Source organism: Exiguobacterium sp. s59, from assembly GCF_018617475.1.
Taxonomy (GTDB): Bacteria; Bacillota; Bacilli; order Exiguobacteriales; family Exiguobacteriaceae; genus Exiguobacterium; species Exiguobacterium aestuarii.
Map to the genome: position 1 here is coordinate 21,095 of NZ_JACSKG010000003.1, position 22,810 is coordinate 43,904.

Annotated in this window: 23 protein-coding genes; 1 reads left to right on the top strand and 22 read right to left on the bottom strand. The window is 47.6% G+C overall.

Annotated elements, in window-relative coordinates:
• Window positions 1–9: 9 nt before the first annotated feature.
• From recO to KNO91_RS06185, 17 genes are all read right to left on the bottom strand, one after another.
• Window positions 10–759, bottom strand: a complete 750-nt coding sequence (recO, locus tag KNO91_RS06105; RefSeq protein WP_214817004.1) for a DNA repair protein RecO — start codon at window positions 757–759, stop codon at window positions 10–12.
• Between the two features lie 3 nt (window positions 760–762).
• Window positions 763–1,671 carry a GTPase Era gene (era, locus tag KNO91_RS06110; protein WP_214787419.1) on the bottom strand — a complete coding sequence of 303 codons (909 nt, stop codon included), beginning with the start codon at window positions 1,669–1,671 and terminating at the stop codon, window positions 763–765.
• 30 nt (window positions 1,672–1,701) lie between these two features.
• Window positions 1,702–2,049 carry a diacylglycerol kinase family protein gene (locus tag KNO91_RS06115; RefSeq protein ID WP_214787417.1) on the bottom strand — a complete coding sequence of 116 codons (348 nt, stop codon included), beginning with the start codon at window positions 2,047–2,049 and terminating at the stop codon, window positions 1,702–1,704.
• Window positions 2,046–2,522: an rRNA maturation RNase YbeY gene (gene ybeY / locus KNO91_RS06120; protein WP_214787415.1), complete on the bottom strand. Its 477-nt coding sequence runs from the start codon at window positions 2,520–2,522 to the stop codon at window positions 2,046–2,048. Before ybeY ends, KNO91_RS06115 begins: the two co-directional genes overlap by 4 nt.
• Window positions 2,500–4,587, bottom strand: a complete 2,088-nt coding sequence (locus KNO91_RS06125; protein WP_214787413.1) for an HD family phosphohydrolase — start codon at window positions 4,585–4,587, stop codon at window positions 2,500–2,502. The genes ybeY and KNO91_RS06125 overlap by 23 nt, the downstream gene beginning before the upstream one ends.
• A gap of 41 nt (window positions 4,588–4,628) precedes the next feature.
• Window positions 4,629–5,585: a PhoH family protein gene (locus tag KNO91_RS06130; protein WP_214789806.1), complete on the bottom strand. Its 957-nt coding sequence runs from the start codon at window positions 5,583–5,585 to the stop codon at window positions 4,629–4,631.
• 134 nt (window positions 5,586–5,719) lie between these two features.
• Window positions 5,720–6,136: a hypothetical protein gene (locus KNO91_RS06135; RefSeq protein WP_214817430.1), complete on the bottom strand. Its 417-nt coding sequence runs from the start codon at window positions 6,134–6,136 to the stop codon at window positions 5,720–5,722.
• A 5-nt stretch (window positions 6,137–6,141) separates the two neighbouring features.
• Window positions 6,142–7,128: a flotillin-like protein FloA gene (gene floA / locus KNO91_RS06140; RefSeq protein WP_214787409.1), complete on the bottom strand. Its 987-nt coding sequence runs from the start codon at window positions 7,126–7,128 to the stop codon at window positions 6,142–6,144.
• On the bottom strand, window positions 7,125–7,664 hold the full coding sequence (locus tag KNO91_RS06145; RefSeq protein WP_224861488.1) for an NfeD family protein: 540 nt from the start codon (window positions 7,662–7,664) through the stop codon (window positions 7,125–7,127). The genes floA and KNO91_RS06145 overlap by 4 nt, the downstream gene beginning before the upstream one ends.
• Before the next feature lie 105 nt (window positions 7,665–7,769).
• Window positions 7,770–8,219 (bottom strand): GatB/YqeY domain-containing protein, encoded by a 450-nt coding sequence (locus KNO91_RS06150; RefSeq protein WP_074033373.1) that lies wholly within the window; start codon window positions 8,217–8,219, stop codon window positions 7,770–7,772.
• 34 nt (window positions 8,220–8,253) lie between these two features.
• On the bottom strand, window positions 8,254–8,448 hold the full coding sequence (rpsU, locus tag KNO91_RS06155; RefSeq protein ID WP_029334745.1) for a 30S ribosomal protein S21: 195 nt from the start codon (window positions 8,446–8,448) through the stop codon (window positions 8,254–8,256).
• A gap of 74 nt (window positions 8,449–8,522) precedes the next feature.
• Window positions 8,523–9,188 carry a deoxyribose-phosphate aldolase gene (gene deoC / locus KNO91_RS06160; protein WP_214787408.1) on the bottom strand — a complete coding sequence of 222 codons (666 nt, stop codon included), beginning with the start codon at window positions 9,186–9,188 and terminating at the stop codon, window positions 8,523–8,525.
• A gap of 79 nt (window positions 9,189–9,267) precedes the next feature.
• A complete protein-coding gene (rarD, locus tag KNO91_RS06165) occupies window positions 9,268–10,146 on the bottom strand; it encodes an EamA family transporter RarD (protein WP_214817006.1) in 879 nt (292 codons plus the stop codon).
• Between the two features lie 109 nt (window positions 10,147–10,255).
• Window positions 10,256–11,413, bottom strand: coding sequence for a bifunctional cystathionine gamma-lyase/homocysteine desulfhydrase (locus KNO91_RS06170; protein ID WP_214817009.1), 1,158 nt, complete (start codon window positions 11,411–11,413; stop codon window positions 10,256–10,258).
• Entirely contained in the window at window positions 11,379–12,317 is a 939-nt protein-coding gene (locus tag KNO91_RS06175) for a PLP-dependent cysteine synthase family protein (RefSeq protein WP_214787401.1), read from the bottom strand. Before KNO91_RS06175 ends, KNO91_RS06170 begins: the two co-directional genes overlap by 35 nt.
• A 1-nt stretch (window position 12,318) precedes the next feature.
• The gene (locus KNO91_RS06180) at window positions 12,319–12,786 is read right to left on the bottom strand and encodes an S-ribosylhomocysteine lyase (protein ID WP_214787399.1); all 468 of its coding nucleotides are present in this window, start codon (window positions 12,784–12,786) and stop codon (window positions 12,319–12,321) included.
• A 16-nt stretch (window positions 12,787–12,802) separates the two neighbouring features.
• Window positions 12,803–13,426: a class I SAM-dependent methyltransferase gene (locus tag KNO91_RS06185; RefSeq protein ID WP_214795717.1), complete on the bottom strand. Its 624-nt coding sequence runs from the start codon at window positions 13,424–13,426 to the stop codon at window positions 12,803–12,805.
• 309 nt (window positions 13,427–13,735) lie between these two features.
• Between KNO91_RS06185 and KNO91_RS06190 the strand changes: the two genes are divergently transcribed.
• Window positions 13,736–17,389: a S8 family serine peptidase gene (locus KNO91_RS06190; protein WP_214817012.1), complete on the top strand. Its 3,654-nt coding sequence runs from the start codon at window positions 13,736–13,738 to the stop codon at window positions 17,387–17,389.
• A gap of 44 nt (window positions 17,390–17,433) precedes the next feature.
• On the opposite strand, the gene KNO91_RS06195 is transcribed toward KNO91_RS06190, so the two are convergent.
• The 5 genes from KNO91_RS06195 to grpE form a co-directional block, all read right to left on the bottom strand.
• Window positions 17,434–18,186: a 16S rRNA (uracil(1498)-N(3))-methyltransferase gene (locus KNO91_RS06195; protein WP_214817015.1), complete on the bottom strand. Its 753-nt coding sequence runs from the start codon at window positions 18,184–18,186 to the stop codon at window positions 17,434–17,436.
• A gap of 3 nt (window positions 18,187–18,189) precedes the next feature.
• Complete coding sequence (gene prmA / locus KNO91_RS06200; protein WP_214817018.1) at window positions 18,190–19,128, bottom strand: 50S ribosomal protein L11 methyltransferase; 939 nt, start codon at window positions 19,126–19,128, stop codon at window positions 18,190–18,192.
• 18 nt (window positions 19,129–19,146) lie between these two features.
• Window positions 19,147–20,253, bottom strand: coding sequence for a molecular chaperone DnaJ (gene dnaJ / locus KNO91_RS06205; RefSeq protein ID WP_214787390.1), 1,107 nt, complete (start codon window positions 20,251–20,253; stop codon window positions 19,147–19,149).
• A 110-nt stretch (window positions 20,254–20,363) separates the two neighbouring features.
• Window positions 20,364–22,190, bottom strand: a complete 1,827-nt coding sequence (dnaK, locus tag KNO91_RS06210) for a molecular chaperone DnaK (protein ID WP_214787388.1) — start codon at window positions 22,188–22,190, stop codon at window positions 20,364–20,366.
• Window positions 22,191–22,219: 29 nt separating this feature from the next.
• Window positions 22,220–22,807 (bottom strand): nucleotide exchange factor GrpE, encoded by a 588-nt coding sequence (gene grpE / locus KNO91_RS06215; protein WP_214787386.1) that lies wholly within the window; start codon window positions 22,805–22,807, stop codon window positions 22,220–22,222.
• Window positions 22,808–22,810 lie beyond the last annotated feature (3 nt).

Here is a 22,810-nt window from a genome sequence, read left to right on the forward strand (position 1 = left end):
TTTAAAAAGTCAATCCTCATTCAGATGAAGTCGAATCATTTGATCGAGCACTCGCTTCGTCTTCAGTCGCAATCCGCTATACGATTCCATGTACGCATCGAACAGTTGACGCAATAGGAGTCTCGACTCGTTTGACAACGGCACGTTCCGAAATTCCGACAGTTCGTGCTTGCTCATCAAATAGAGTAGTTTGGCTAGGCGCTCTGACAATTGAACCGATCCTTCTTCTCGGTGGCGACCACATAAAAATCCTCCGGATGCGACCGAGAAATACATCGGGTCCGTCACGTCCCCGCAGCGGACACATCCGGTCAGCACAGGAGAAACACCCAGAAGATGTAGCATGCGCAGTTCTATGTGATGCGTGATCACATCTGGGTCCATTCCTGCATTCAATGCTTGAAGCGCGTCCTGTAAAATCCGGAATAACGGACGATTTTGTACGCGATCCTCGACAGATCGGTCGACGAGCTCTAACCAATACATCGCGTACGCCATCCGATCGACATCTTTGCGAACCTCTGGATAGGACGTCATGACATCAGATGATTTTAACTGAGCGAGTCCTCGGCTAGACGGGAAAATATAAACACCTTCTACAAACGGTTGGCTCGAGGCATGGAACCGACTTCCCGGTTTCTTTGCGCCTCTTGCCATAATCGCAACTTTGCCAAGCTCTTCCGTAAACAATGTCACGACTTTATTCGATTCACCATAATTAACGGTACGAATGACGATTCCCGTGACTTTTTGTAACATGGCTTAGTACTCGTCGTCGCGGAAACCGAGGTCACGAAGCTGACCCATCTTGTTACGCCAGTCTTTTTGAACTTTGACCCAAAGGTTCAAATACACTTTCGTACCGAGAAGCGCCTCGATATCTTGTCGGGCATCTGTTCCGATTTCACGAAGCATCGTCCCTTTTTTGCCGATGATGATTCCTTTTTGCGAATCACGCTCTACCATGATCACCGCTTCGACATCAATCATCTCGGAGTTTTCACGTTTCTTGATTGATTCGATTGCAACAGCAATTGAGTGCGGGACTTCGTCACGTGTCTTATGCAACACTTTTTCGCGAATCATCTCAGAGATGATAAAACGCTCCGGGTGGTCTGTCACTTGATCGGCCGGATAATACATCGGTCCTTCAGGTAACAGTTTCTTGATTTCTCCTAGGAGCGGTTCGACGTTATTGCCTTGCAGTGCTGAAATCGGTACATACGCTGCAAAGTCCAACTCATTCGTGTATTGCTCAATCACTTTTGGAAGTTCATCCGGATGAATCAAATCGATTTTGTTCATCACCAAAATGATTGGTGTGTCGAGTCCTTTCAGTTTTTCGATGATGAAGTCATCACCTGCACCGCGAGGTTCCGTCACATTCACCATAAAAAGAATCGCATCGACTTCGCGAAGGGCGTTTGTCGCCACTTTCATCATGAAGTCTCCGAGGCGATGTTTCGGTTTATGGATTCCCGGTGTGTCGATGAAAATGATTTGGGAATCATCCGTCGTATACACACCTTGTACTTTGTTTCGTGTCGTTTGTGGTTTATCCGACATGATGGCAATCTTTTGTCCGATCACGCGGTTAAGGAATGTCGATTTACCGACATTTGGTCGACCGATGATCGACACGAAACCAGATTTAAAATCTTCTTGATACATAATGCACCTGCTTTCTCAATTTCAGAACTCTTAGTATAGCACGTTCCATAGTCTTGGACCGAATATAATGAGTGCTGTTACAGCGGCTCCTATAGAAGCGACGAGTACGGCTCCTGCAGCCACATCTTTTGCCTGTTTCGCGAGCGGATGGACCTCTTGTGTGACTAAATTGACCGCCCGCTCGATGGCAGTATTCATCAATTCTAAGCTGATGACCAACGTCACCCAGGCGAGAAGAACTAGATTTTCTAGTTTCGTCGTTTGTAACCATATCGCCACAGCGAAGACGAGTAAGGCCGCGATAAGGTGGATACGCATATTCCGCTCTGTACGAATGGCATGGAGGATTCCCTCGCATGCCACACGGAACGGTCTCACACGTTGCCTCGCTTCAACTCGAAGTGAGTAAGGACTTCTTCTTGTCTTGCGGTCATTTCCGCTTCTTCCTCTGGCGTCATATGATCGTATCCTAACAGATGAAGGAATCCGTGGATGGCCAAGAAACCGAGCTCCCGCTCGAACGAATGACCGTAGTCCGCCGCTTGTTCTCGGCAACGTTCCACTGAAATGACCAAGTCTCCGAGGAGATGTGGTTCATCCTCATCAAGCGTGAAATCCATCTCGTCTTCACCCATTTCATCAAAGGCAAAACTAATTACATCGGTCGGGGCATCTTTACCCCTCCATTCCCGATTCACTTCATGGATCTCTTCATTCGTTAAATACGTGACGGATAATTCACTCGGTTCTTCCACATCTTCTAATTGTGCGGCATGTTGTAAAATCGACTCGACAAGTTCGATTTGAGACACCGTTAACAATTCATGTTCATCGTTCGAGATGATTTGCATGCAATTCTCCCTCTTTCTTTAGCTCTGGATATTCAATTCGTTCATGGAACAAGCCCGTTAACGTCTCGCACGCACTCTCACCAACGCGCCAAATTTCTTTTGTCGTCAATTCACAGTCCTCAAACTGCCCATCTGCCAGCTTGTCTCGGATAATGGCACGAACGAGCATCCGAATTTTCTCAGGCGTCGGCTGTTTTTGCGAACGAACGGCTGCCTCGATCGAATCGACAATCATGACGACCGCCGCTTCTCGCGTTTGAGGTTTCGGACCAGGGTAACGGAATCGAGATTCCACAACGTCTTTCTCATGATCTTCTTTCGCTTTGACATAAAAATATTTCAATAAGGAAGTCCCATGATGCTGTTCAGCAATATCAATGATTTCCTTTGGTAATTTATAGCGTCGTAACAGATCGGCCCCATCATAAGGATGAGCCATGATGATATCCGCGGACTCTTCTGGCGTCAGTCGATCGTGCGGATTCCCTCCACCTTGTTGGTTTTCAATAAAGTGAAGAGGACGTTCCGTCTTTCCGAGGTCATGGTAATAACTCGCTACCCTTGCGAGCAAGCCGTCTGCACCAATCGCTTCACATGCCGATTCCGCCAAGTTTGCTACCATCATACTATGATGATATGTGCCCGGTGCTTCCATCAAAAGTTTGCGTAACAACGGATGTGTCGGACTCATCAACTCGACAAGTCGACCAGACGATAAGACGCCAAACCACGGTTCTAGGAAAGGTAAGAATCCAAACGTCAACACGATGGACAACAAGGCGCTAATGACGGCGAATCCAGAAAGATACATCGCCATTTCCCAAGTGATCTGAACGTTTCGTAATAAAAGTAACGCGATGACCATAATAATGTTCACGACACCGAGCAAGATCCCCGACAAGAACAAGCGCTTCCGCTGAATTTTCGGCTCGACTAAAAAGACAGCTAAAAAACTCCCGGTTGCGACGTACACTAACGTCATGAAATTCGTACTTTGTCCGAACGTGACGACGATACTACCCGCAATCATCGTAATGAAGGCAGATGCGAGCGCGACCCGTTCGTCAATCAAGATTCGGAGTAACAAAACGACGAAAGCGGTCGGCGCCAAGAGATAAGCATACGTCGTATAATCGACACCGATATATCCGACGCCGAAGAAGATACCAAGTTGTAAAAGAAGCAACCCATAGACAGTCACTAATATTTTTGGGCTCAATAATAAATCTTTAATCTTTGAACGGATGAGCATGAATAAGAAACCACCCGTCAACAATCCGCTCAACAAGAACGAGCCAAACAGTGGCGCGAGTGAACGGTTCGGATCGATTGCTCCAGTTAATTCTAGCTTCCGATAAATCTCACGTGTGACGACTTCTCCTTGACTAACAAGGAGTTGTCCCTCTTGAATGATGACAGGGTCGACCGCATCAACAGCCTCCTGCTCTTTTTGACGCGTCGCCTCAGAATCGAACACATAGTTCGGAACGATGAGTTCATCACTGAGCGTCTTCGCGATTGCACGGAATTCGAACGAGAGCGGTGATTGATCGACGATTGCAGCCGCACGATCTCGAGCAGCTGCGACTGCTTCATTACTCGTCTCGATCCGGTCGTCCATCACTTGTTGCAACGCCGTCACCGTCACGTCTTCGACGGTTTGCCGAGTGTCTTCCGTCGCCTCAAGAAGTGAGTTTAGTTCTTCGTCTGCGAGAATCCCGTTCGCCTCCGTCGAATTCAAACGGCTCTTAATATCCGCAAGTTCCGTCTCGTCGTCCGTCTGATCGAACGCTGCAAACAATTGCTCGACTTTCGCAATCTGTTGGTCAGCAAATTCTCTTCGGAGCGAGAACTGGCTACCGACGCCGTTCGTCACTTCTTGTTTCAACCGTTCAGTCGCCACTCGGTCCTCGACTGTGATCGGAGACCGGATGTCTTGTTCAGCAATCCCTAGTGGTTCCACACTGATGATGGACGGGCGCACGGTGAAGTAAAGAATTGCACCTAATAAGAGAAAGAAAATCAGCGAAATCGTCGCGACTGTCCAATGTTTAGCTTGCTGCATTCGTGCCCCCCCTTTCACGATCAATGACCTCTTTCACTTCCTTACTTGAGGTCTGTACTATAGGCGTTAATGATTTTCTTGACGAGTGGATGGCGGACGACATCAGATGCGCTAAAGTGTTCAAAATGAATCCCGTCCACGCCCTCTAATAAGTGCAACGCCTCTTGTAAACCTGACGCCTTCCCTTTCGGTAAATCGACCTGTGTCAAATCCCCTGTGACCACCATCTTCGATCCGAATCCGAGTCGCGTCAAAAACATCTTCATTTGTTCTTTCGTCGTATTCTGTGCCTCGTCTAAAATGACAAATGCATCTTCTAGCGTACGTCCACGCATATAGGCGAGAGGCGCCACTTCGATTGTCCCTCGTTCTAACAATCGATTCGTCTGCTCCACACCATAAACGTCGAATAAGGCATCATATAACGGTCGAAGATATGGATCTACCTTCTCTTTTAAGTCACCTGGTAAAAATCCGAGGTTCTCGCCGGCTTCAACGGCAGGTCGCGTCAAGATAATTCGTTTCACTTGACCTTCTTTTAGCGCACGTGCTGCTAGAACGACTGCCAAATACGTTTTACCCGTTCCGGCCGGTCCAATTCCGAAGACAAGATCTCGTCGTTCAATCGCGCGAACATAACGACTCTGGCCAACCGTTTTGGCGCGAATCGGTTTCCCCTTGTTCGTCGTAAAGACGACACGCTCGTAATGCTCGAGCAATTCGTCTCCCTTTCCGACTTGAATATGTTGGATGACACTGATTGCGTCACTTTCATTGAGACGCGCACCTTTTTTCACCAATGTCTGTAACGTGATGATGACTTGCTTCGTCAATTCTAATGCCTCTCCTGTGTCAGCTTGGATAATCAATTCCTCGCCTCTCGGGATAAGCGCAACTTTCAATTCTGTCTCAATCGCTTGGAACACTTCATCTTTTGGTCCGAGTAAAGCTTGCGCTTCATTCGCATGTTCCATGACGAATGGTATTTTATCAGTCATAATCAATGGATACGTTGCCCCCTCTAAATATCGGTTATTCCTCTTTTACTTTAGCACTAACACGCCTATCGTGAAAGAAAGACCGCGTAATTTCCCCATGCAAAAGGCAGTAACACGAGGTTACTGCCTTTGCCTTACTTCTTTCGTTTCGAGACCGGAGGTTGTAACACCTCACTCCAAATGACCGCTTCCTGCATTCGCTTTTTCGAAACTTTCAGTTGTTTCGGTTTGGTCTTCTCCTGAATCGGAGGGATTTTTACTGCTTGCTCGAACTGCGCACTCACTTTCGGTCTCTCGACTTGACGTTCTTGAGGAACCCGTCGTTCTTCAGCTCGAGCGACTCGCCGTCTCACCTTTTGCGGCGTGGGTTTTTGCTCCGAATCATCAAACGCCGTTTCAATCTCTTTCATCACGTCTCCAACCGAATCCAAATAACGCTTAAGCTCACTGCTTTGAGGACGATCGCCAGAGGACGATGACTTTTCAAGACGCTTCATCACAGCCGAGGCGATCCCGAAAGCTGCTAACAAGAGTACCCAAAGTCCTTCCATATCAATCACTCACTATCTGATTCAGAATCGACAGGTGCCCCAATCGCTTTTCGCATTTCCGTATCTGCTTGTACGTTCAGGTAATTCACATAATCCATCACGCCAAGTTTACCATTACGCAACGCTTCTGCCATCGCGAGCGGAACTTCCGCTTCGGCCCCGACGACTTTCGCACGCATTTCTTCAACAGAAGACTTCATTTCCTGTTCGCGGGCAATCGCCATCGCACGGCGTTCTTCCGCTTTCGCTTGCGCAATCTTTTTGTCTGCTTCGGCTTGGTCAGTCTGCAAGACCGCACCGATGTTTTTACCGATATCGATGTCTGCAATATCAATCGATAGAATTTCAAACGCCGTTCCCGAATCTAACCCTTTCGTGAGTACGGTACGTGAAATCATATCCGGATTTTCTAATACATGTTTATGGTTGTTTTGCGAACCGATCGTTGATACGACCCCTTCGCCGACACGTGCGATAATCGTTTCTTCCCCCGCACCACCAACGAGACGGTCGATATTGGCACGTACCGTAATACGCGCTTTCGCTTTTACTTCAATCCCATCCATTGCCACACCGGCGATGAAAGGTGTTTCAATGACTTTCGGGTTAACGGACATTTGTACAGCCTCGAGCACGTTACGACCTGCCAAGTCAATGGCAGCAGCACGCTCAAATGATAATTCGATATTTGCTCGATGTGCCGCAATCAATGCGTTCACGACACGGTCTACGTTACCACCCGCTAAGAAATGACTCTCTAGCTGGTTCGTATTTAATTCGATGCCTGCTTTGACCGCTTTAATCAACGGGTTCACAATTTTTGATGGAATTACGCGGCGAAGACGCATTCCAATTAACGTGAAGATGGAGACATGGACCCCTGCTGCAAACGAACTAATCCATAGTCCGACTGGTACGAACGTGAAGAACACGGCAAGCGCAATCAATCCTCCACCTGTGATGAGTAACGTCGTCAATAGTTCTGGTGTCATTCTGTTACATCCTCCTTCGGTTCTATAAAGGTCCGAACGACAATCCGCCCTGAATCCACTTTATATACCTGAATTTTTGTCTGCTGATCGAGATAGCCACCCTCTGTCACGACGTCGATACGCTCTCCGTCGATTTCGGCAGTACCGGCCGGGCGAAGTGGTGTTAACGTCACACCTACTTTCCCAAGAAGTTGTTTACGGTCATCATGGGACAAGTAACCTTTTTCGGTCGATGTCGAATCTGTCAAAATCAACCCTTTATAAATGAGCGGTCGATTCGTACTTAATCGGCGATATGCCCAGAAACCGAGTCCAGTGAGCACCGCTGCCGCCAAACCGATTGAGAGCCATAGCTGACCGATCGTCGCACCCGCCATAATCAAGCTGGCAACGACCGCTCCGATCCCAAGCAAACCGAACAATCCAAACCCTGCAACGAACACTTCAATTCCAAGAAGGACGACTCCGACAAAAAAGACTGTCAGAATCACTCCGAGACCAAATGTCATCGTCTTGCTACCCCCTTCCAAATTCAAAGCTATCTCCTATCTCTAGTGTATACGAAACAAGATTGAATGTGGTTTCAGAATACGCAAAAAAAAGCAGAAACTTTCGGTTTCCCGAAAAGTTCTGCTTTTTCATCAATTCGTCAATTGTTGTTTGACGATTCGGTTCACAAGACCACCGTCTGCCTTGCCTTTGACTTGCGGCATGACGACGCCCATCACCTTACCCATATCAGATGGAGCGGATGCGTTCGTTTGAGCAATTGCTGCTTGGACGATCGCAGTCACTTCATCTTCTGAAAGTTGTTCAGGCATATAGGCTTCTAGGACGACAATCTCTTCTGCTACTTTGGAAGCAAGGTCTTCACGACCAGCGCTTTCGAATTCTCGGAGGGAGTCTCTGCGCTGTTTCATCTCTCGGTTGAGCACCGTGAGTTCCTCTTCCTCGGTAAGATCTTGACGACCTAGTTTGATAGCCTCATTTTGGAGCGACGCTTTTACCATCCGGATCGTCGTGAGACGATCTTTCTGTTTAGCGCGCATGGCTTGCTTCATGTCGTCCGTCAAGCGTTCTTGAAGACTCATGAGCCAACACCCTCTCTACACAATGAAACTGGAATCAGAATTTCTTACGCTTACGCGCAGCTTCTGATTTCAATTTACGTTTTACGCTTGGCTTTTCGTAGTGACGACGTTTACGAACTTCGGCAAGTGTGCCATCTTTCGAAACACCGCGTTTGAAACGACGAAGAGCGTCTTCAAGCGATTCGTTTTTACGGACACGAGTTTCCACTAGTTTTCCCTCCCTCCGAATTACACGACTAAGGAAACGTGTTTCACACGTCATATCATATTATAGTGAAATTAAGTCGTGTGGTCAACCACTTATTAATAGTCGCTGTCTGAACGTCCACCAGTGACGATTGCGATACCAGCTGAAGCACCGATACGTGTCGCACCAGCATCAATCATCGCTTTCGCGCCTTCGAAGTCACGAACACCACCTGAGGCTTTTACGCCGAGGTCTGGTCCGACTGTTTCACGCATGAGACGAATGTCTTCGACCGTTGCGCCACCAGTTGAGAAACCAGTTGATGTTTTGACGAAATCTGCTCCAGCTTTTACTGAAAGTTCAGCAGCTTTCTTGATTTCTTCTTTTGTAAGCATGCACGTCTCAAAGATGACTTTGACGAGTGTACCGTTTGCCGCTTCGACAACCGCACGAATGTCACGCTCTACGAGATCGTAGTCGCCGTCTTTGAGCGCTGCGATGTTGATGACCATATCTACTTCATCCGCACCGTTTGCAATCGCATCTTTTGTTTCGAATGCCTTCACTTCAGGAGTGTTCGCTCCGAGTGGGAAACCGATGACTGTACATACTTTCACGTCGTCATCTGATTGAAGTTGCTCTGCAGCATATTTGACCCATGTCGGGTTGACACAGACACTTGCGAACTTATATTCGAGTGCCTCTGCACAAAGTTTTGTAACTTGATCTTTTGTAGTTTCAGCTTTTAAAGCTGTGTGGTCGATATAACGGGCTAATTCCATTATTCATTTCCTCCTCTGACAAATAAGTCTGACATCTAACATATTACCACGTTTTTTCGAGATGTAACAGCTTTCAAACTCAAATGAGTTGACGACGTTTGCGAGCGACGACCCAGCTATTCCAACTGAAGAAGAAGATGGCTAGCCAAATACAAGTGAATGCGAAGACGTGATATGCCGTGAACGGTTCATGATACATGACGACCCCGATTATCAGACTGATGGTCGGTGCGATAAATTGAAGAAAACCGACGAGCGTAAACGGGATATGTTGTGCCCCGTATCCAAACAAAAGAAGCGGGAGCGCCGTCACAACACCCGTCCCTAGTAATGCGACCCAAATCATCGGTGACATGTCAAAGGCAACCTGGTCTTTGACGACCTGATTGCTGAGAAAGATGAGCGCGACAGGAACGACAGCTAACGTCTCAATCCCGAGACTCACGGTTGAAGCGAGAGGTCGACGTTTCTTCACCATCCCATAAAAACCGAACGTACTCGCTAATACGAACGAGATCCACGGAAACGAACCATACCCAAGCGTCAAGACGAGGACGCCGATCGACGCGATCCCAACCGCCATCCATTGGACTCGATTTAATGATTCCCGAAAGACGAGCACGCCTAACACCATACTGACAAGCGGGTTAATGTAATATCCGAGGGATGCCTCGATAATATAACCGTGATTGACAGCCCATATGTACACAAACCAGTTTGCACTGACGATGAATCCGTTCAACATGAATGCGTTTCGTGTGGCAGGGTGGCGAAGAGCGTAACCGAACTCTTTCCACTGATTCGTCCATCTTAAGACGAGTAAAATAAATAAAAAGGACCAAACGATACGATGTGCCAAAATTTGTCCACTCGGCACTTCCTGCAAAAACTTCCAATAGATTGGGAGGACGCCCCACATGACGTAGGCCCCGATTGTCGTCCAAACTCCCTTATTCACACGTTCACCCGCTCTCTTTCAAGTTAAAAACAGTTTAGTCGATGAACGACTTCCGATACAAGGCTTTTGTCTCATGAAAAAAAGGACGCGAAAATCGCGTCCCTACTCATTATTGTTTGACTTGTTCAATAGCGGATAAAGCTTGTGCCAAATCCTCGATTAAATCATCGATATCCTCTAATCCGACCGAGATTCGAACGAGCCCGTCCGTGATCCCAAGTTCTGCACGGCGTTCGGCTGGAATCGACGCATGTGTCATACGAGCCGGAACACTGATTAGGCTTTCTACTGCACCTAAGCTTTCTGCGAGTGTGAAGTACTTCGTCTTCGCGACCATCATTTCCGCCGCCTCGGCCGAACCGACATCGAACGCAATCATCCCACCGAATCCACGCGCTTGAGACAAGTGGACTCGTTTTGCCTCTTCACTTGAGACACTCGGGTGTAGGACGCGTGACACGTTCTCATTCGATTGTAGGAAGTCGACCAACGCTCGTGCGTTCGATTCGATTTCTTCCATCCGAACGGCAAGCGTCTTGATTCCGCGAACGACGAGGAAGCTGTCTTGAGGTCCGAGTACTGCCCCGACCGAGTTTTGGAGGAATGCCAACGCTTCTCCTTGTTCTTCCGTACGTGCGACGACTAAACCTGCCACAACGTCACTATGACCACCTAAGTATTTTGTGGCACTGTGTAAGACATAGTCGGCGCCAAGGTCGATTGGATTTTGGAAGTAAGGGGTCATGAACGTGTTGTCCACTACGAGTAAGACGTCTGCCTCATCCGCAATCGTGCGCATTGCACGGATATCTGTCACATTCAAAAGTGGGTTCGTCGGCGTCTCCACATAGATCATTTTCGTGTTCGCTTGTAGCGCATCGCGAACCGCCGCTTCATCGGATGTGTCGACAAAAGTTGCCTCCAAGCCTCGTGACTGAAATACTCGATTGAATACACGGTACGTTCCTCCATATACATCAGACCCGACGATGACGTGGTCTCCAGATTTCAACAACATGAGTACGGTCGAGATGGCCGCCATCCCAGAACCGAATGCGAAACCTTGCACGCCGCCCTCGATATCCGCAATAAGCGTCTCAAGCGCAGTTCGTGTCGGGTTGGCAGATCGAGAATACTCGTAACCTTCCCGCAAGTTTCCGATCCCGTCTTGCTTGTATGTGCTCGTTTGATAAATCGGCGGTGTGACTGCCCCTGTTAATGGGTCCGTCGTCTTACCGCCGTGAATGAGTGCTGTCTTTGTACGCATATTCTGCCTCCTTGACAATTCCTTGACTTAAATATCGCTCTGCACTGTCTGGCAAGATTGTCACAATCGTGCCTTCCGACATTTGATTTGCTTCCTTTACACATGCTGCAATGGCAGCCCCAGAAGAACTCCCGATAAGCAATCCTTCTTGTTTCGCGAGATGCGCCACATAGTAAAACGCTTCCTCGTCTGTGATCGTATGAATCGCATCGACATAAGACCGCTCCAAGAAGGGAGGCCATTTTTCGACGCCGATTCCTTCAGTTTTATGTGGCCCCGGCTCACCGCCGTTCAAAATCGAACCGACCGGCTCGACGACGACGGTTTTCGTCCCTTGCGGCTTTAATGATTTAGCGACACCGGTGAATGTACCACCCGATCCCGCTCCCGCCACAAACACATCAATCTGCGGCACGTCTTTCAATAGTTCTTGTGAAAGAATGTCCACATAGGCTTCAGGGTTATCCGGGTTTGAAAACTGTTCCGGTACGTACGCATCATATTCTTCCGCCAACTCGAGCGCGTGACTGATTGCGCCTTTCATCCCTAGCTCGGTCGGTGTATTGACGACGGTCGCCCCAAGGAGACGCATCAATGCTTGTTTCTCTTGACTAAACTTTTCAGGGGTCACGGTGATGAGGCGAATGTCGTATCGCTGACAAGCGAGTGCGAGGCCAATTCCTGTATTCCCGGCTGTCGGCTCAATGACCGTACCACCTGGTGCTACGTCTCCACGCTTCATCGCCCGCTCAATCAAATTCATGCCGAGTCGGTCTTTGACACTCCCTCCCGGATTCATCATCTCCATCTTCCCATATACTTTTACCGTAGATGGTACAGGTAATGAACGGAGCTCGATGAGCGGCGTGTCCCCGATGAGTTCATAGACGTCACGGACAATCATCTTATGCTTCGTCCTTGAAGATGATATGCCACTCGTCACGTTTCGCAAGCATGTCAGCCGCTAATTTTTTAGCTCCCTCAAAATCATGATGGTTCGCATTCCCACATTGAACCGGATTTTGCGCTGGTAATTCTTCCGCGTTCATCGCATCGCGTAACGTTGCTTCGACGAGGTCGAGCATTCGTTCATAATTCCCATCATTTAGCATCGTCCAATAGAAACCTGTTTGGCATCCCATCGGAGAAATATCAACGATGTCTTCTGAATGGTTGCGGCTGTTTTCAGCGATCAAATGTTCGAGAGAGTGAACTGCACGCATCGGCATGAGTCCTTCGTTCGGTTGAATGAAGCGAATGTCATACTTGTAAATGGTATCCGCCGTTCCTTCTTTCACACCAGCTAAACGAACAAATGGAGCCTGTACTTTCGTATGATCCAGGTTAAAACTTTCGACGTTATATGTTTTCATGAGTGATTCCTCCTAATTATTTTGTAGCGACGACAAGCCAAACGAATTTATTTTTCTGCGTCATCGTGACGTTGTATCCGTTCGCCTCTAACATTGTACGAATGGTTGTTGTGTATGGATAATATTCACGGTTTAGGTCTTCGACCAAGTCTGAATACCCTTGTGCCGTTGCCCAGTCAATGATGTCCTGTCGAGCTTCCGGAGATTCGAACATCGTATCGAGCAATACAAATTTCGGATGTCCCCACTCCCGAACGTATTGATCAATTGCTGATTCTTTTTCAGAATCCGTCAAGTGATGGAAAGCGTACGAAGATACGACCGTATCGACTTGCGAGAAAGATGGATAACGAAGAAAATCACCGTTTTCTACCGAAATACCTAATTTATCAATCGCAATCTGCCTCATCTCCGGAGAAGGTTCGATTGCAATTAAAGGATGTCCTTTTAAAATACGGGCACTCAAGTTACCTGTGCCGACGCCAAATTCCAAGACTGTTCCTTCAACGTGTAACGCAACATCATCAAGCATTTGATCATATCCGATAAATACTTCATGATATTGCTCGTCATGCCCCCCGACTGCCGTATCGTAATCTTTCGCCCAATCTTTAAAGATATCCATGAATGGTAAATTCATAGCGCCACCTCATTCTTAATTCTGACTAAATTGATATGTTTTATTGGTATTTAACATTAACGTTACATTAACAGGTTTCTTTGCACTTTTCAAGTCATTCGCGCAAATCATCTGATCCAAAAAAATCGGATATAGGTCTTATGTTTTAGGTCTTTAGTAATTGTCTGAACATTAAAATTTGTGCAAAAACACTCCCCTATTTTACAAAAAAATCCACTCTTTTTCGTTTGAACAACGATATGATAATTCACAATGTAAGTAAAATCTTTATTTTTTACAGGTAATAACAAATATTAGGGGGTATCTACATTGTCACGAAGAAACATTTATTTAAATGCATCACTTGCTACATGTATCGCTTTAACACCTGCCTTCATTCAAGCAGGTACAACATCCGTTTCGGCAGAAGCTTCGATCAAACCAAAACTCGTTCTTGAAAAGAAACAGAAAAAAGTTCGGGTCGTCGTCGAACTCGTCGGTGCACCTGCGATTGCAGAAGCAGCACAAAAGGGGAAAAAGTTTAACGAGTTGACAAAATCAGAACAAAACAAAGCGCAACAATCTGTTCAGTCTGAACAAAAACGTGCAAAATCCGCTTTGAAGAAACAGGGAGTGACCGCTACGCCGATTGAAGAGTTCACGACCGTCTTTAACGGCTTCTCTACTTTCCTCACTACAAGTGAAATCGCGAAAGTCGAAGCCCTTCCAGAAGTGGCGACTGTCTACGTCGTCAATGAATATGAACGTCCTGAAGTGAAACCAGATATGGTCACAAGTAACGGAATGGTACAAGCCGAACAAACGTGGGGCGATTATGGATTCGCTGGGGAAGGCACCGTCGTCGCTGTCATCGACTCAGGAATTGATGCCGACCACCGAGATTACCTAATCACGGATGCGAAAACAGCAGAATTGACGAAATCAGAAGTCGATCAGGCCATCACTTCTTTTGGTCTTCCTGGTGAATATGTGAATGAAAAAGTTCCATACGCGTATAACTACTACGACGAGAACGATGATATTAAAGATGATTCTCCGGGTGCTTCCATGCACGGTCAGCACGTTTCAGGAACGGTTGCCGCAAACGGTGATTTAGAAAACGGCGGGATTAAAGGTGTCGCACCTGAAGCTCAAATCCTAGGTCTTAAAGTATTTAGTAACGATCCGAACTATGCGTCTACATACGGAGATATTTATATTAAAGCGATTGACGATGCGATCAAACTTGGAGCAGACGTCATCAATATGAGCCTTGGATCTACAGCAGGTTTTGTCGATGCTGACTCACCTGAACAGCAAGCCGTTCAACGTGCTGTTGATAACGGCGTCTTTATGTCGATCTCTGCCGGAAACTCGGCATACTTCGGCCATGGTTTCGACTTACCGACAGCTTCAAATCCTGATACAGGTGTCGTCGGGGCACCAAGCGTCAGCCAAGCCTCTACATCGGTCGCCTCACTTGAAAACGATCAAATCCAATTGGATGCTTTCCGCGTTGGTGAAGAGAAGATTGGATGGAAAAAGCAAGATGGACCAGCATTCTCAGAAGGCACATACGACATTGTCTATGTCGGGGACGGACAACCAGAAAATTATGCTGGTAAAGATGTAAAAGGAAAACTCGTCCTCGCCGTTCGCGACGGTGGATATTTCTATTCGAAGATTCAAAAAACGGCTGAAGCACAAGGCGCCGCTGGTGTCATCGTGAGAGGTGCCGTTTCTCACGGAGACTACGTATCGATGGCTCTTGACCAACCACTTATCCCGATGGCATCACTTAGCATCCAAGACGGGAACGAGTTAAAAGAGAAATTAGAGGATGGACCACTCCAACTCACGTTTGCAGGTGACCGCATTAGCGTAAACAACCGAGCGGCAGGTGCAATGTCTGATTTCACTTCTTGGGGCGTCACACCGAACCTTGACTTCAAGCCAGAGCTTTCAGCTCCAGGCGGTCAAATCTTCTCAACGTTTAACGACAACCAATACGGTTTGATGAGCGGAACATCGATGGCTGCACCACACGTGGCAGGCGGAGCAGCACTTGTCCTTGAACGAGTCGATCGTGATTTCGACTTGAGTGGAAAGTCACGCGTCACGATGGCCAAAAATTTACTACTCAATACATCGAAACCTGTCACAGACATCGGACCGTATAACCAGGAACTAAAACAGTCTCTTCCATATTCACCACGTCGTGCGGGAGCGGGTCTCATGCAACTCCATGCTGCTGTTACTTCTCCGGCGGTCGCATATGAGAAGAAAACGAAAGAAGCAAAAGTCGCATTAAAAGAATTATCGAAAAGTAAGGCGAAATTCACCATTGTCGTCGAAAATATGTCTGACGAATCTCTCACATATGATGTAGCGGCTTCCCTACAGACAGATCTCGCCGTCACGAACAAGGACGGGGTCATTCAAAACGCAATGGAAGCTCAGGCACTTCAACAGGCCGTCATTAAAATCAACGGCAAAAACACGAGTAAAGTCACGTTGAAAGCAAACCAAAAGAAAGAAATCACGGTCTCGATTGACGTCTCAAAGGCAAAAGTTTTAAATCCCGAGACGCTAGAAGGAACGGTAGACGCAAAATCAGTCTTTGAAAACGGGTATTTCGTCGATGGATTCCTCCGTTTGACAGATCCACGTGGTACTGACGGTCACCCGTCACTCGTCGTCCCGTTCGTTGGATTCGAAGGAGATTGGGGTAAAGCACCAATCTTTGATGAGACTATTTATGAAGAAGGCTCATTCTATGGAATCTCTGGATTGGTTGATGCGGCTGGGAACTATTTAGGAGAGAAACTTGATGAGTCCGTGGCTGAAGAGGCGGTAGCGATTTCGCCAGACGGAGACGGTTCAAAAGACACAGCAACTCCTGTCTTCTCACTTTTACGTAATGCGAAAGACATGAAGTACCGGATTGTCGATGAGCAAGGAAACGTCCTTCGTACCCTCAAGATGGATGACGAATTGAGAAAGAACTATTTCGATGGTGGAAGTGGCGACCCTTATTACTACACGTCTGATAACGCTTGGGATGGAAAGCTAAATGGAGAGATGGCGCCAAAAGGAACGTACTACTACGAGATTGAAGCAAGCATCGACTATATGAAAAAACAAGCCCAGACGCTACGTATCCCAGTCAAAGTGGATTACACAGACCCTCGTTTCACGATTCGATGGAATGATGGCGTCGCAAGCGTCAAAGCATCAGATGATTTCGCCGGCATTAATGGAATCGAGTTCCTTCTCAACGGTAAGGTCATAGCGAAAGAAGCAAAAGATACAGCTAACTTCACTCTCGATGCGCCACTTGAATCAACAGATCAGCTCTCGGTACGTGTCTCTGACAATGCGGGTAACGTGATCACACGGGACGTATCTACAGAAAATGATGCGGATAAACCAGGTGTCTTCGTCGATGCACCACTCGCCCTATCTCCATACGGTTCATCGATTGTACCAATCATCGGTCAAATTAAAGACGCCTCTGACGTTGTATCGTTCACTGTCGATGATGTGGACGTACCACTCACGTATGACGCAACTTTAAAACAATACACGTTCAATACGACACGTGCGTATGAAGATGGATTCCACAAGATTCGCTTCATCGCTGAAGACACGTCTGGTAACGTGACGAACTTCGTCCGTCCAATCTTTGTCGACTCAACGGAAGCGACGCTATCGATCAGCAATGTGCCGAAAAACGTTTCGGCGAAGCAAAACACCGTGAATGTGAAAGTACAGGTGTCGGACAACTTTGACGATATCAAACTTCGTGTCAACGGAGATTTAAAATGGAGCCACACGTTGAAGGAGCCTTACGCGATGCGAGCATTCTCGCGTACCGAAACTATCTCACTCCCTGTGACGAAAGGACAGAACACCTTTACATTTGAAGTAACTGACCTTGGTGGGAACGTGACGCAAAAAGTAATTACAATCAATAAAAAATAATCGATTTCATGAAAAAACGGCTGTCCTGAGGGACAGCCGTTTTTCTATTCTTTCGCCAATTCAAGCGCGTACGAGATGGCAGACAGTGCATATAATGGAGCCGTTTCCGAGCGGAGAATGCGTGGTCCAAAGGCACAAGCCGTTGCTCCTGCCTCCACCCATTGCGTGACTTCTCCTGAATCGAACCCGCCTTCAGGTCCTGTGATGACGAGGAGGCGTTGTTTCGGGTTGAGTCGATTCAATGTTTTGGCAAGCGTCGACTGTTCGCCTTCTTTTGCGGATTCTTCATATGCGATGATGACTTCATCGTACTGCTCAAACTGCTGTGACAGTTGTTTCGAAGTGAGGAACGTACATGTTGGGACGACGGCTCTGTACGATTGCTCGGCCGCCTCTTGCATGATTTTTTCGATACGTTCTACCTTTTTCGGTACTTTTTTCGCGTCCCATTTGGCGACTGATCGCGAGGATTCAAACAATAGAAGATGATGAATCCCGAGTTCGGTCGCTTTTTGAGCAACGAGTTCGACCTTGTCCCCTTTCGGTAACGCGTAAGCAAGCGTCACGTCAATCGGCAATTCAGTCTCAGAACGACGAGATGACAGTACTTTCGCCACTCCACTCTTCTTTTCAAGTGACGTCACGACACATGCATACTCATTCCCCGCACCGTCAAGAAGTACCATTTCGTAACCTGCCCCTTGTCGTAGGACCGTTCCGATATGATGAACGATATCTGAAGGAAGTGCCACAGCATCACCTGTGAAAGCTTCTGGTGTCAAAAAATAACGTTGCATAGCTTACCCCTTCTTAGCGATGATCGCGACCCAGTCTTCCATGACGCGTGTCTCTTCAATCTCGAAACCTGCAGCCATCAGAGCGCTCGTGACTTCCGCCCGTTTCTCTCCGATAATACCAGACGTGATGAAGCGACCGCCCGTTTTGGTGCGTGCATACGCATCTTCGATGAAAAGAAGAATGACATCAGCAAGGATGTTCGCCACGACCAAGTCATATTCTCCGTCTACACCTTTTAATAAATCTCCAGTGTCTACTTGAACGAGTGATTCGACACCGTTCGTCTCGACGTTTTGACGAGCTGATTCAACGGCAACCGAATCCAAATCTAACGCTTTTACGCTCTTTGCTCCGAGTTTCGCAGCAGCAATCGACAATACGCCTGAGCCTGTTCCGACATCAATGACGCGGTCGCCTTCCTCGATATAGTTCTCAATCGCTTGAATGCATAACATCGTTGTCGGGTGAGTCCCTGTACCGAACGCCATACCTGGGTCGAGCAAGATGACATTCTCTTCCGGTTGTGGTGTGTACTCTTCCCAAAGTGGCACAATCGTCAGATGTTGTGAGATTTTGACCGGCTTGTAGTACTGTTTCCATGAATGTGCCCAATCTTCTTCATCAATCTCTGCGACCGTGACTTCGCCTGATCCGATATCGAGCATGCTCCGGAGGCGCTCGATTTCTTTTCTTAAGTTTGCGAGCACATCTTGGAAATCACCTGAAGCCGGCACGTACGCTTTGACGTGTACACCGGAAGTCGGATACGTTTCACGGTCCGAGACATCCCAAATCTCTCCGAAATGGTCTTCCGCCATCATTCGGTCGAAGTCTTCGACGTCCTCGATGACGACACCTTGTGCCCCCACTTCGTGTAATAAATTCGATACGGCTTCCACCGCAAGCTGTGTCGTGTGGACACAAATTTCAGACCATTTCATCGTTTGTACACGCTCCTTTTAGTGACTAAAGAATTTCTTCATTTTTTGGAACATGCCATGTTCCTCTTCGACACCCGATTCGCCACTGATTTCTTCGAATTCACGAAGCAATTCTTTTTGGCGATCTGTCATATTTTTCGGTGTCATGACGACGACGCTGACATACTGGTCGCCATTCGCGCCACCACGTACACTCGGCATTCCTTTGCCGCGCAAACGGAACTTCGAGCCGGTTTGCGTCCCGGCCGGCACTTTCAAACTCACGTTCCCGTGAACTGTCGGCACTTCGATTTCTGCACCGAGTGCTGCTTGTGCGAATGTGACCGGCATTTCCATCGCGATGTGTTGGTCGACACGTTCAAAAATTTCGTGGGCTTTCACTCGTACGACGACATATAAGTCGCCCGCTGGTCCACCATTTACTCCAGGACCACCTTTTCCAGATAGACGAATCTGTTGCCCGTTATCGATACCGGCTGGAATTTTCACTTCGACGGTCTGTTTCTTCTTCACATGACCTGAACCATGACAAGTCGGGCATTTTTCTTTAATCGTCTTACCGCTACCATGACACTTGCTACAAGGACGCTGGTTGACCATACGACCGAGAATTGTGTTTTGCTCAACCGTTTCAACGCCACTGCCGCCACATTGGTTACACGTTTCTGGTTTCGTTCCAGGTTTCGCACCGTTCCCCATACATGTGTCACACTCGACTTCGATTTCAAGCTCGATTGTTTCCGTCTTTCCTGTCACGCTTTCCATGAAGTCGAGGTCGACTACGTATTGATAATCTTCCCCGCGACGCGGTGCGTTCGGGTCTTGACGACGTCCACCGCCACCGAAGAACATGTCAAAGATATCGCCAAATCCACCTTGGAAATCGCCTCCGCCTCCGAACTGGTTTGCCCCTTCAAAACCGAATCGGTCGTATTGGGCACGTTTTTGTTCGTCAGAAAGCACTTCATAGGCTTCACCGATTTCTTTGAACTTATCCGCCGCATCTGCCTCTTGGTTGATGTCCGGGTGATATTGACGGGCCAGTTTTCGGTATGCCCGTTTAATTTCTTGCGCCGAGGCCGACTTGTCGAGCCCGAGCACTTCATAATAATCTCGTTTCGCCACTATTCTCGCTCCTATCCTTACAATCTACGTATCGATTTTACCGATTCTACCTTAACATGGAAAGAGCCAAAGCAGAAACCTGCTTTGGCGCTCTCCTTTACAACGGCTGTTTATTTACGGTCGTCGAGATCCTCAAACTCTGCGTCCACGACATCATCGTCCTGTTTCGCTTCCGTTTGTGGTTCTGCGCCTTCAGCACCTTGCTGTTCAGCCATTTTAGCATATACTTTTTGCGTCAACTCTTGAACGACAGCTGACAATTCGTCTTTGGCTGTACGGATCGCCTCAAGGTCTGAACCTTCGAGAGCAGTTTTCGCTTTTTCTTTCGCAGCTTCTGCTTTTTCTTTGTCCGCCTCTTCCACTTGCTCACCAAGGTCTTTGATCGCCTTGTCTGTTGCGAAGACGAGTTGGTCCGTTTCATTGCGGAGTTCTGCTTCTTCTTTACGTTGGTTATCTGCTTCGGCGTTCGCTTCAGCTTCTTTCACCATACGCTCGATTTCTGCCTCATCGATACCTGAAGAAGATTGAATTGTGATTGATTGTTCTTTGTTCGTACCGAGATCTTTCGCCGATACGTGAACGATTCCGTTTGCATCGATATCGAATTTAACTTCGATTTGTGGCACACCACGTGGTGCTGGTGGAATGTCAGTCAATTGGAAGCGACCAAGTGTCTTGTTGTCTGGTGCCATCGGACGTTCACCTTGAAGGACATGGATGTCAACAGCAGGTTGGTTATCTGCCGCAGTCGAGAACACTTGTGATTTCGATGTCGGGATCGTCGTGTTGCGATCGATCAATTTCGTCATCACGCCACCCATTGTCTCGATACCGAGTGAGAGCGGAGTCACGTCGAGAAGAACGACGTCTTTCACGTCTCCAGCAAGAACCCCACCTTGGATTGCCGCACCGAGTGCAACAACTTCATCCGGGTTTACCCCTTTGAATGGTTCTTTCTTCGTGAAGTCGTGGATCGCTTTTTGAACGGCAGGGATACGTGTCGAACCACCGACGAGGATGATCTTGTCGAGATCAGATGGCGTGAGTCCTGCATCTTTCAAGGCACGACGAGTCGGTTCCATTGTGCGTTCGACGAGGTCAGCCGTCAACTCTTCAAATTTCGCACGTGTGAGTGTCATTTCCAAGTGGAGTGGACCTGCTTCACCTGCTGTGATGAACGGAAGGCTGATGTGTGCACTTGTGACACCTGAAAGGTCTTTCTTCGCTTTTTCAGCTGCATCTTTCAAACGTTGAAGTGCCATCTTGTCTTTTCCAAGATCGATGCCGTTCTCTTTTTTGAATTCTGCAACGAGATAGTCGATGACTTTTTGGTCGAAGTCATCTCCACCGAGACGGTTGTCACCAGCTGTTGCGACAACTTCGAATACACCATCACCGAGTTCAAGAATCGAAACGTCGAACGTACCACCGCCGAGGTCATAAATCAAAATCGTATGGTCTTCACCTTTATCTAAACCGTAAGCGAGTGCAGCGGCCGTTGGCTCGTTGATGATTCGTTTTACATCAAGACCAGCAATTTTACCAGCATCCTTTGTCGCTTGACGCTCAGCATCGTTGAAGTATGCAGGAACTGTGATGACTGCTTCTGTAACTGTTTCACCGAGGTAGTCTTCAGCATCTTTCTTCAACTTCTGCAAAATGATTGCTGAGATTTCTTGTGGTGTGAATTTCTTGCCGTCGACGTCAACTGTATGTGAAGTACCCATGTGACGTTTGATTGATTGGATTGTGTTCGGGTTCGTGATCGCCTGACGTTTTGCGACCTCACCGACTTGGCGCTCTTCTCCTTTGAATGCGACTACCGAAGGAGTCGTACGGTTACCTTCTGCGTTTGAGATGACGACCGCTTCGCCACCTTCCATTACTGCCACACATGAGTTTGTAGTCCCTAAGTCAATACCGATAATTTTACCCATCGTTAATTCCTCCGTCTCGTTAAGTAGTGTTATTCTGCAACTTTTACCATGCTCGGGCGAATGACTCGACCGTGCATCGTATATCCTTTTTGAAGCTCCATCGTCACGATGCCAGACTCGAACTCATCACTCGGCTCTTGCATGACTGCTTGATGGAAATTCGGGTCGAATGGTTGTCCGACTGCCTCAATTACTTCGACTTGCTCAGCATTCAATACATCGAGAAGCTGACGATGAATCATGTCAACGCCTGATTGAATTTGCTTCGCATCCTCCGAAGTTGCTTGTACTTGAAGTGCACGCTCAAAGTTATCAATGAGCGGAATCAATTTTTCAATGACAGACTGTGAAGCAAACTTGACGCGTTTTGCGTTCTCTTCATTCGTCCGACGACGGAAGTTGTCAAAGTCGGCACGAATACGGAGTTCGCTCGCTTTCAACGCTTCGATTTCTTTTTGTAAGTCCGTCCCCTCAGAACTTTCTTCCACAATCTCAGCATTTAAAACCTCATCTTCATTTGATTCAGTTGACTCGTTGTCTTCTGTCTGTGCCGAGTCTACAGATTTTTCTTCAAGCACTTCTTCTTGCTCATGCCCGTTTTGATGATCTGCTGTCATAGT

Bases quoted from the DNA above. Each gene is read 5' to 3' on its own strand.
- era (WP_214787419.1), bottom strand. From the start codon at position 1,671: ATGTATCAAGAAGATTTTAAATCTGGTTTCGTGTCGATCATCGGTCGA.
- KNO91_RS06150 (WP_074033373.1), bottom strand. From the start codon at position 8,219: ATGAGTCTTCAAGAACGCTTGACGGACGACATGAAGCAAGCCATGCGC.
- KNO91_RS06170 (WP_214817009.1), bottom strand. From the start codon at position 11,413: ATGCGTACAAAGACAGCACTCATTCACGGCGGTAAGACGACGGACCCA.
- KNO91_RS06130 (WP_214789806.1), bottom strand. From the start codon at position 5,585: ATGACTGATAAAATACCATTCGTCATGGAACATGCGAATGAAGCGCAA.
- dnaK (WP_214787388.1), bottom strand. From the start codon at position 22,190: ATGGGTAAAATTATCGGTATTGACTTAGGGACTACAAACTCATGTGTG.
- KNO91_RS06185 (WP_214795717.1), bottom strand. From the start codon at position 13,426: ATGAATTTACCATTCATGGATATCTTTAAAGATTGGGCGAAAGATTAC.
- grpE (WP_214787386.1), bottom strand. From the start codon at position 22,807: ATGACAGCAGATCATCAAAACGGGCATGAGCAAGAAGAAGTGCTTGAA.
- deoC (WP_214787408.1), bottom strand. From the start codon at position 9,188: ATGGAATTAGCCCGTTATATCGACCACACAGCTTTAAAAGCTGAAACT.
- floA (WP_214787409.1), bottom strand. From the start codon at position 7,128: ATGACACCAGAACTATTGACGACGTTACTCATCACAGGTGGAGGATTG.
- recO (WP_214817004.1), bottom strand. From the start codon at position 759: ATGTTACAAAAAGTCACGGGAATCGTCATTCGTACCGTTAATTATGGT.
- KNO91_RS06180 (WP_214787399.1), bottom strand. From the start codon at position 12,786: ATGAAAACATATAACGTCGAAAGTTTTAACCTGGATCATACGAAAGTA.
- KNO91_RS06195 (WP_214817015.1), bottom strand. From the start codon at position 18,186: ATGCAACGTTATTTTTTGACACCAGAAGCTTTCACAGGTGATGCTGTG.
- KNO91_RS06175 (WP_214787401.1), bottom strand. From the start codon at position 12,317: ATGATTGTCCGTGACGTCTATGAACTCATCGGGGACACGCCGCTCATC.
- KNO91_RS06125 (WP_214787413.1), bottom strand. From the start codon at position 4,587: ATGCAGCAAGCTAAACATTGGACAGTCGCGACGATTTCGCTGATTTTC.
- prmA (WP_214817018.1), bottom strand. From the start codon at position 19,128: ATGAAATGGTCTGAAATTTGTGTCCACACGACACAGCTTGCGGTGGAA.
- ybeY (WP_214787415.1), bottom strand. From the start codon at position 2,522: ATGCAAATCATCTCGAACGATGAACATGAATTGTTAACGGTGTCTCAA.
- KNO91_RS06135 (WP_214817430.1), bottom strand. From the start codon at position 6,136: ATGGAAGGACTTTGGGTACTCTTGTTAGCAGCTTTCGGGATCGCCTCG.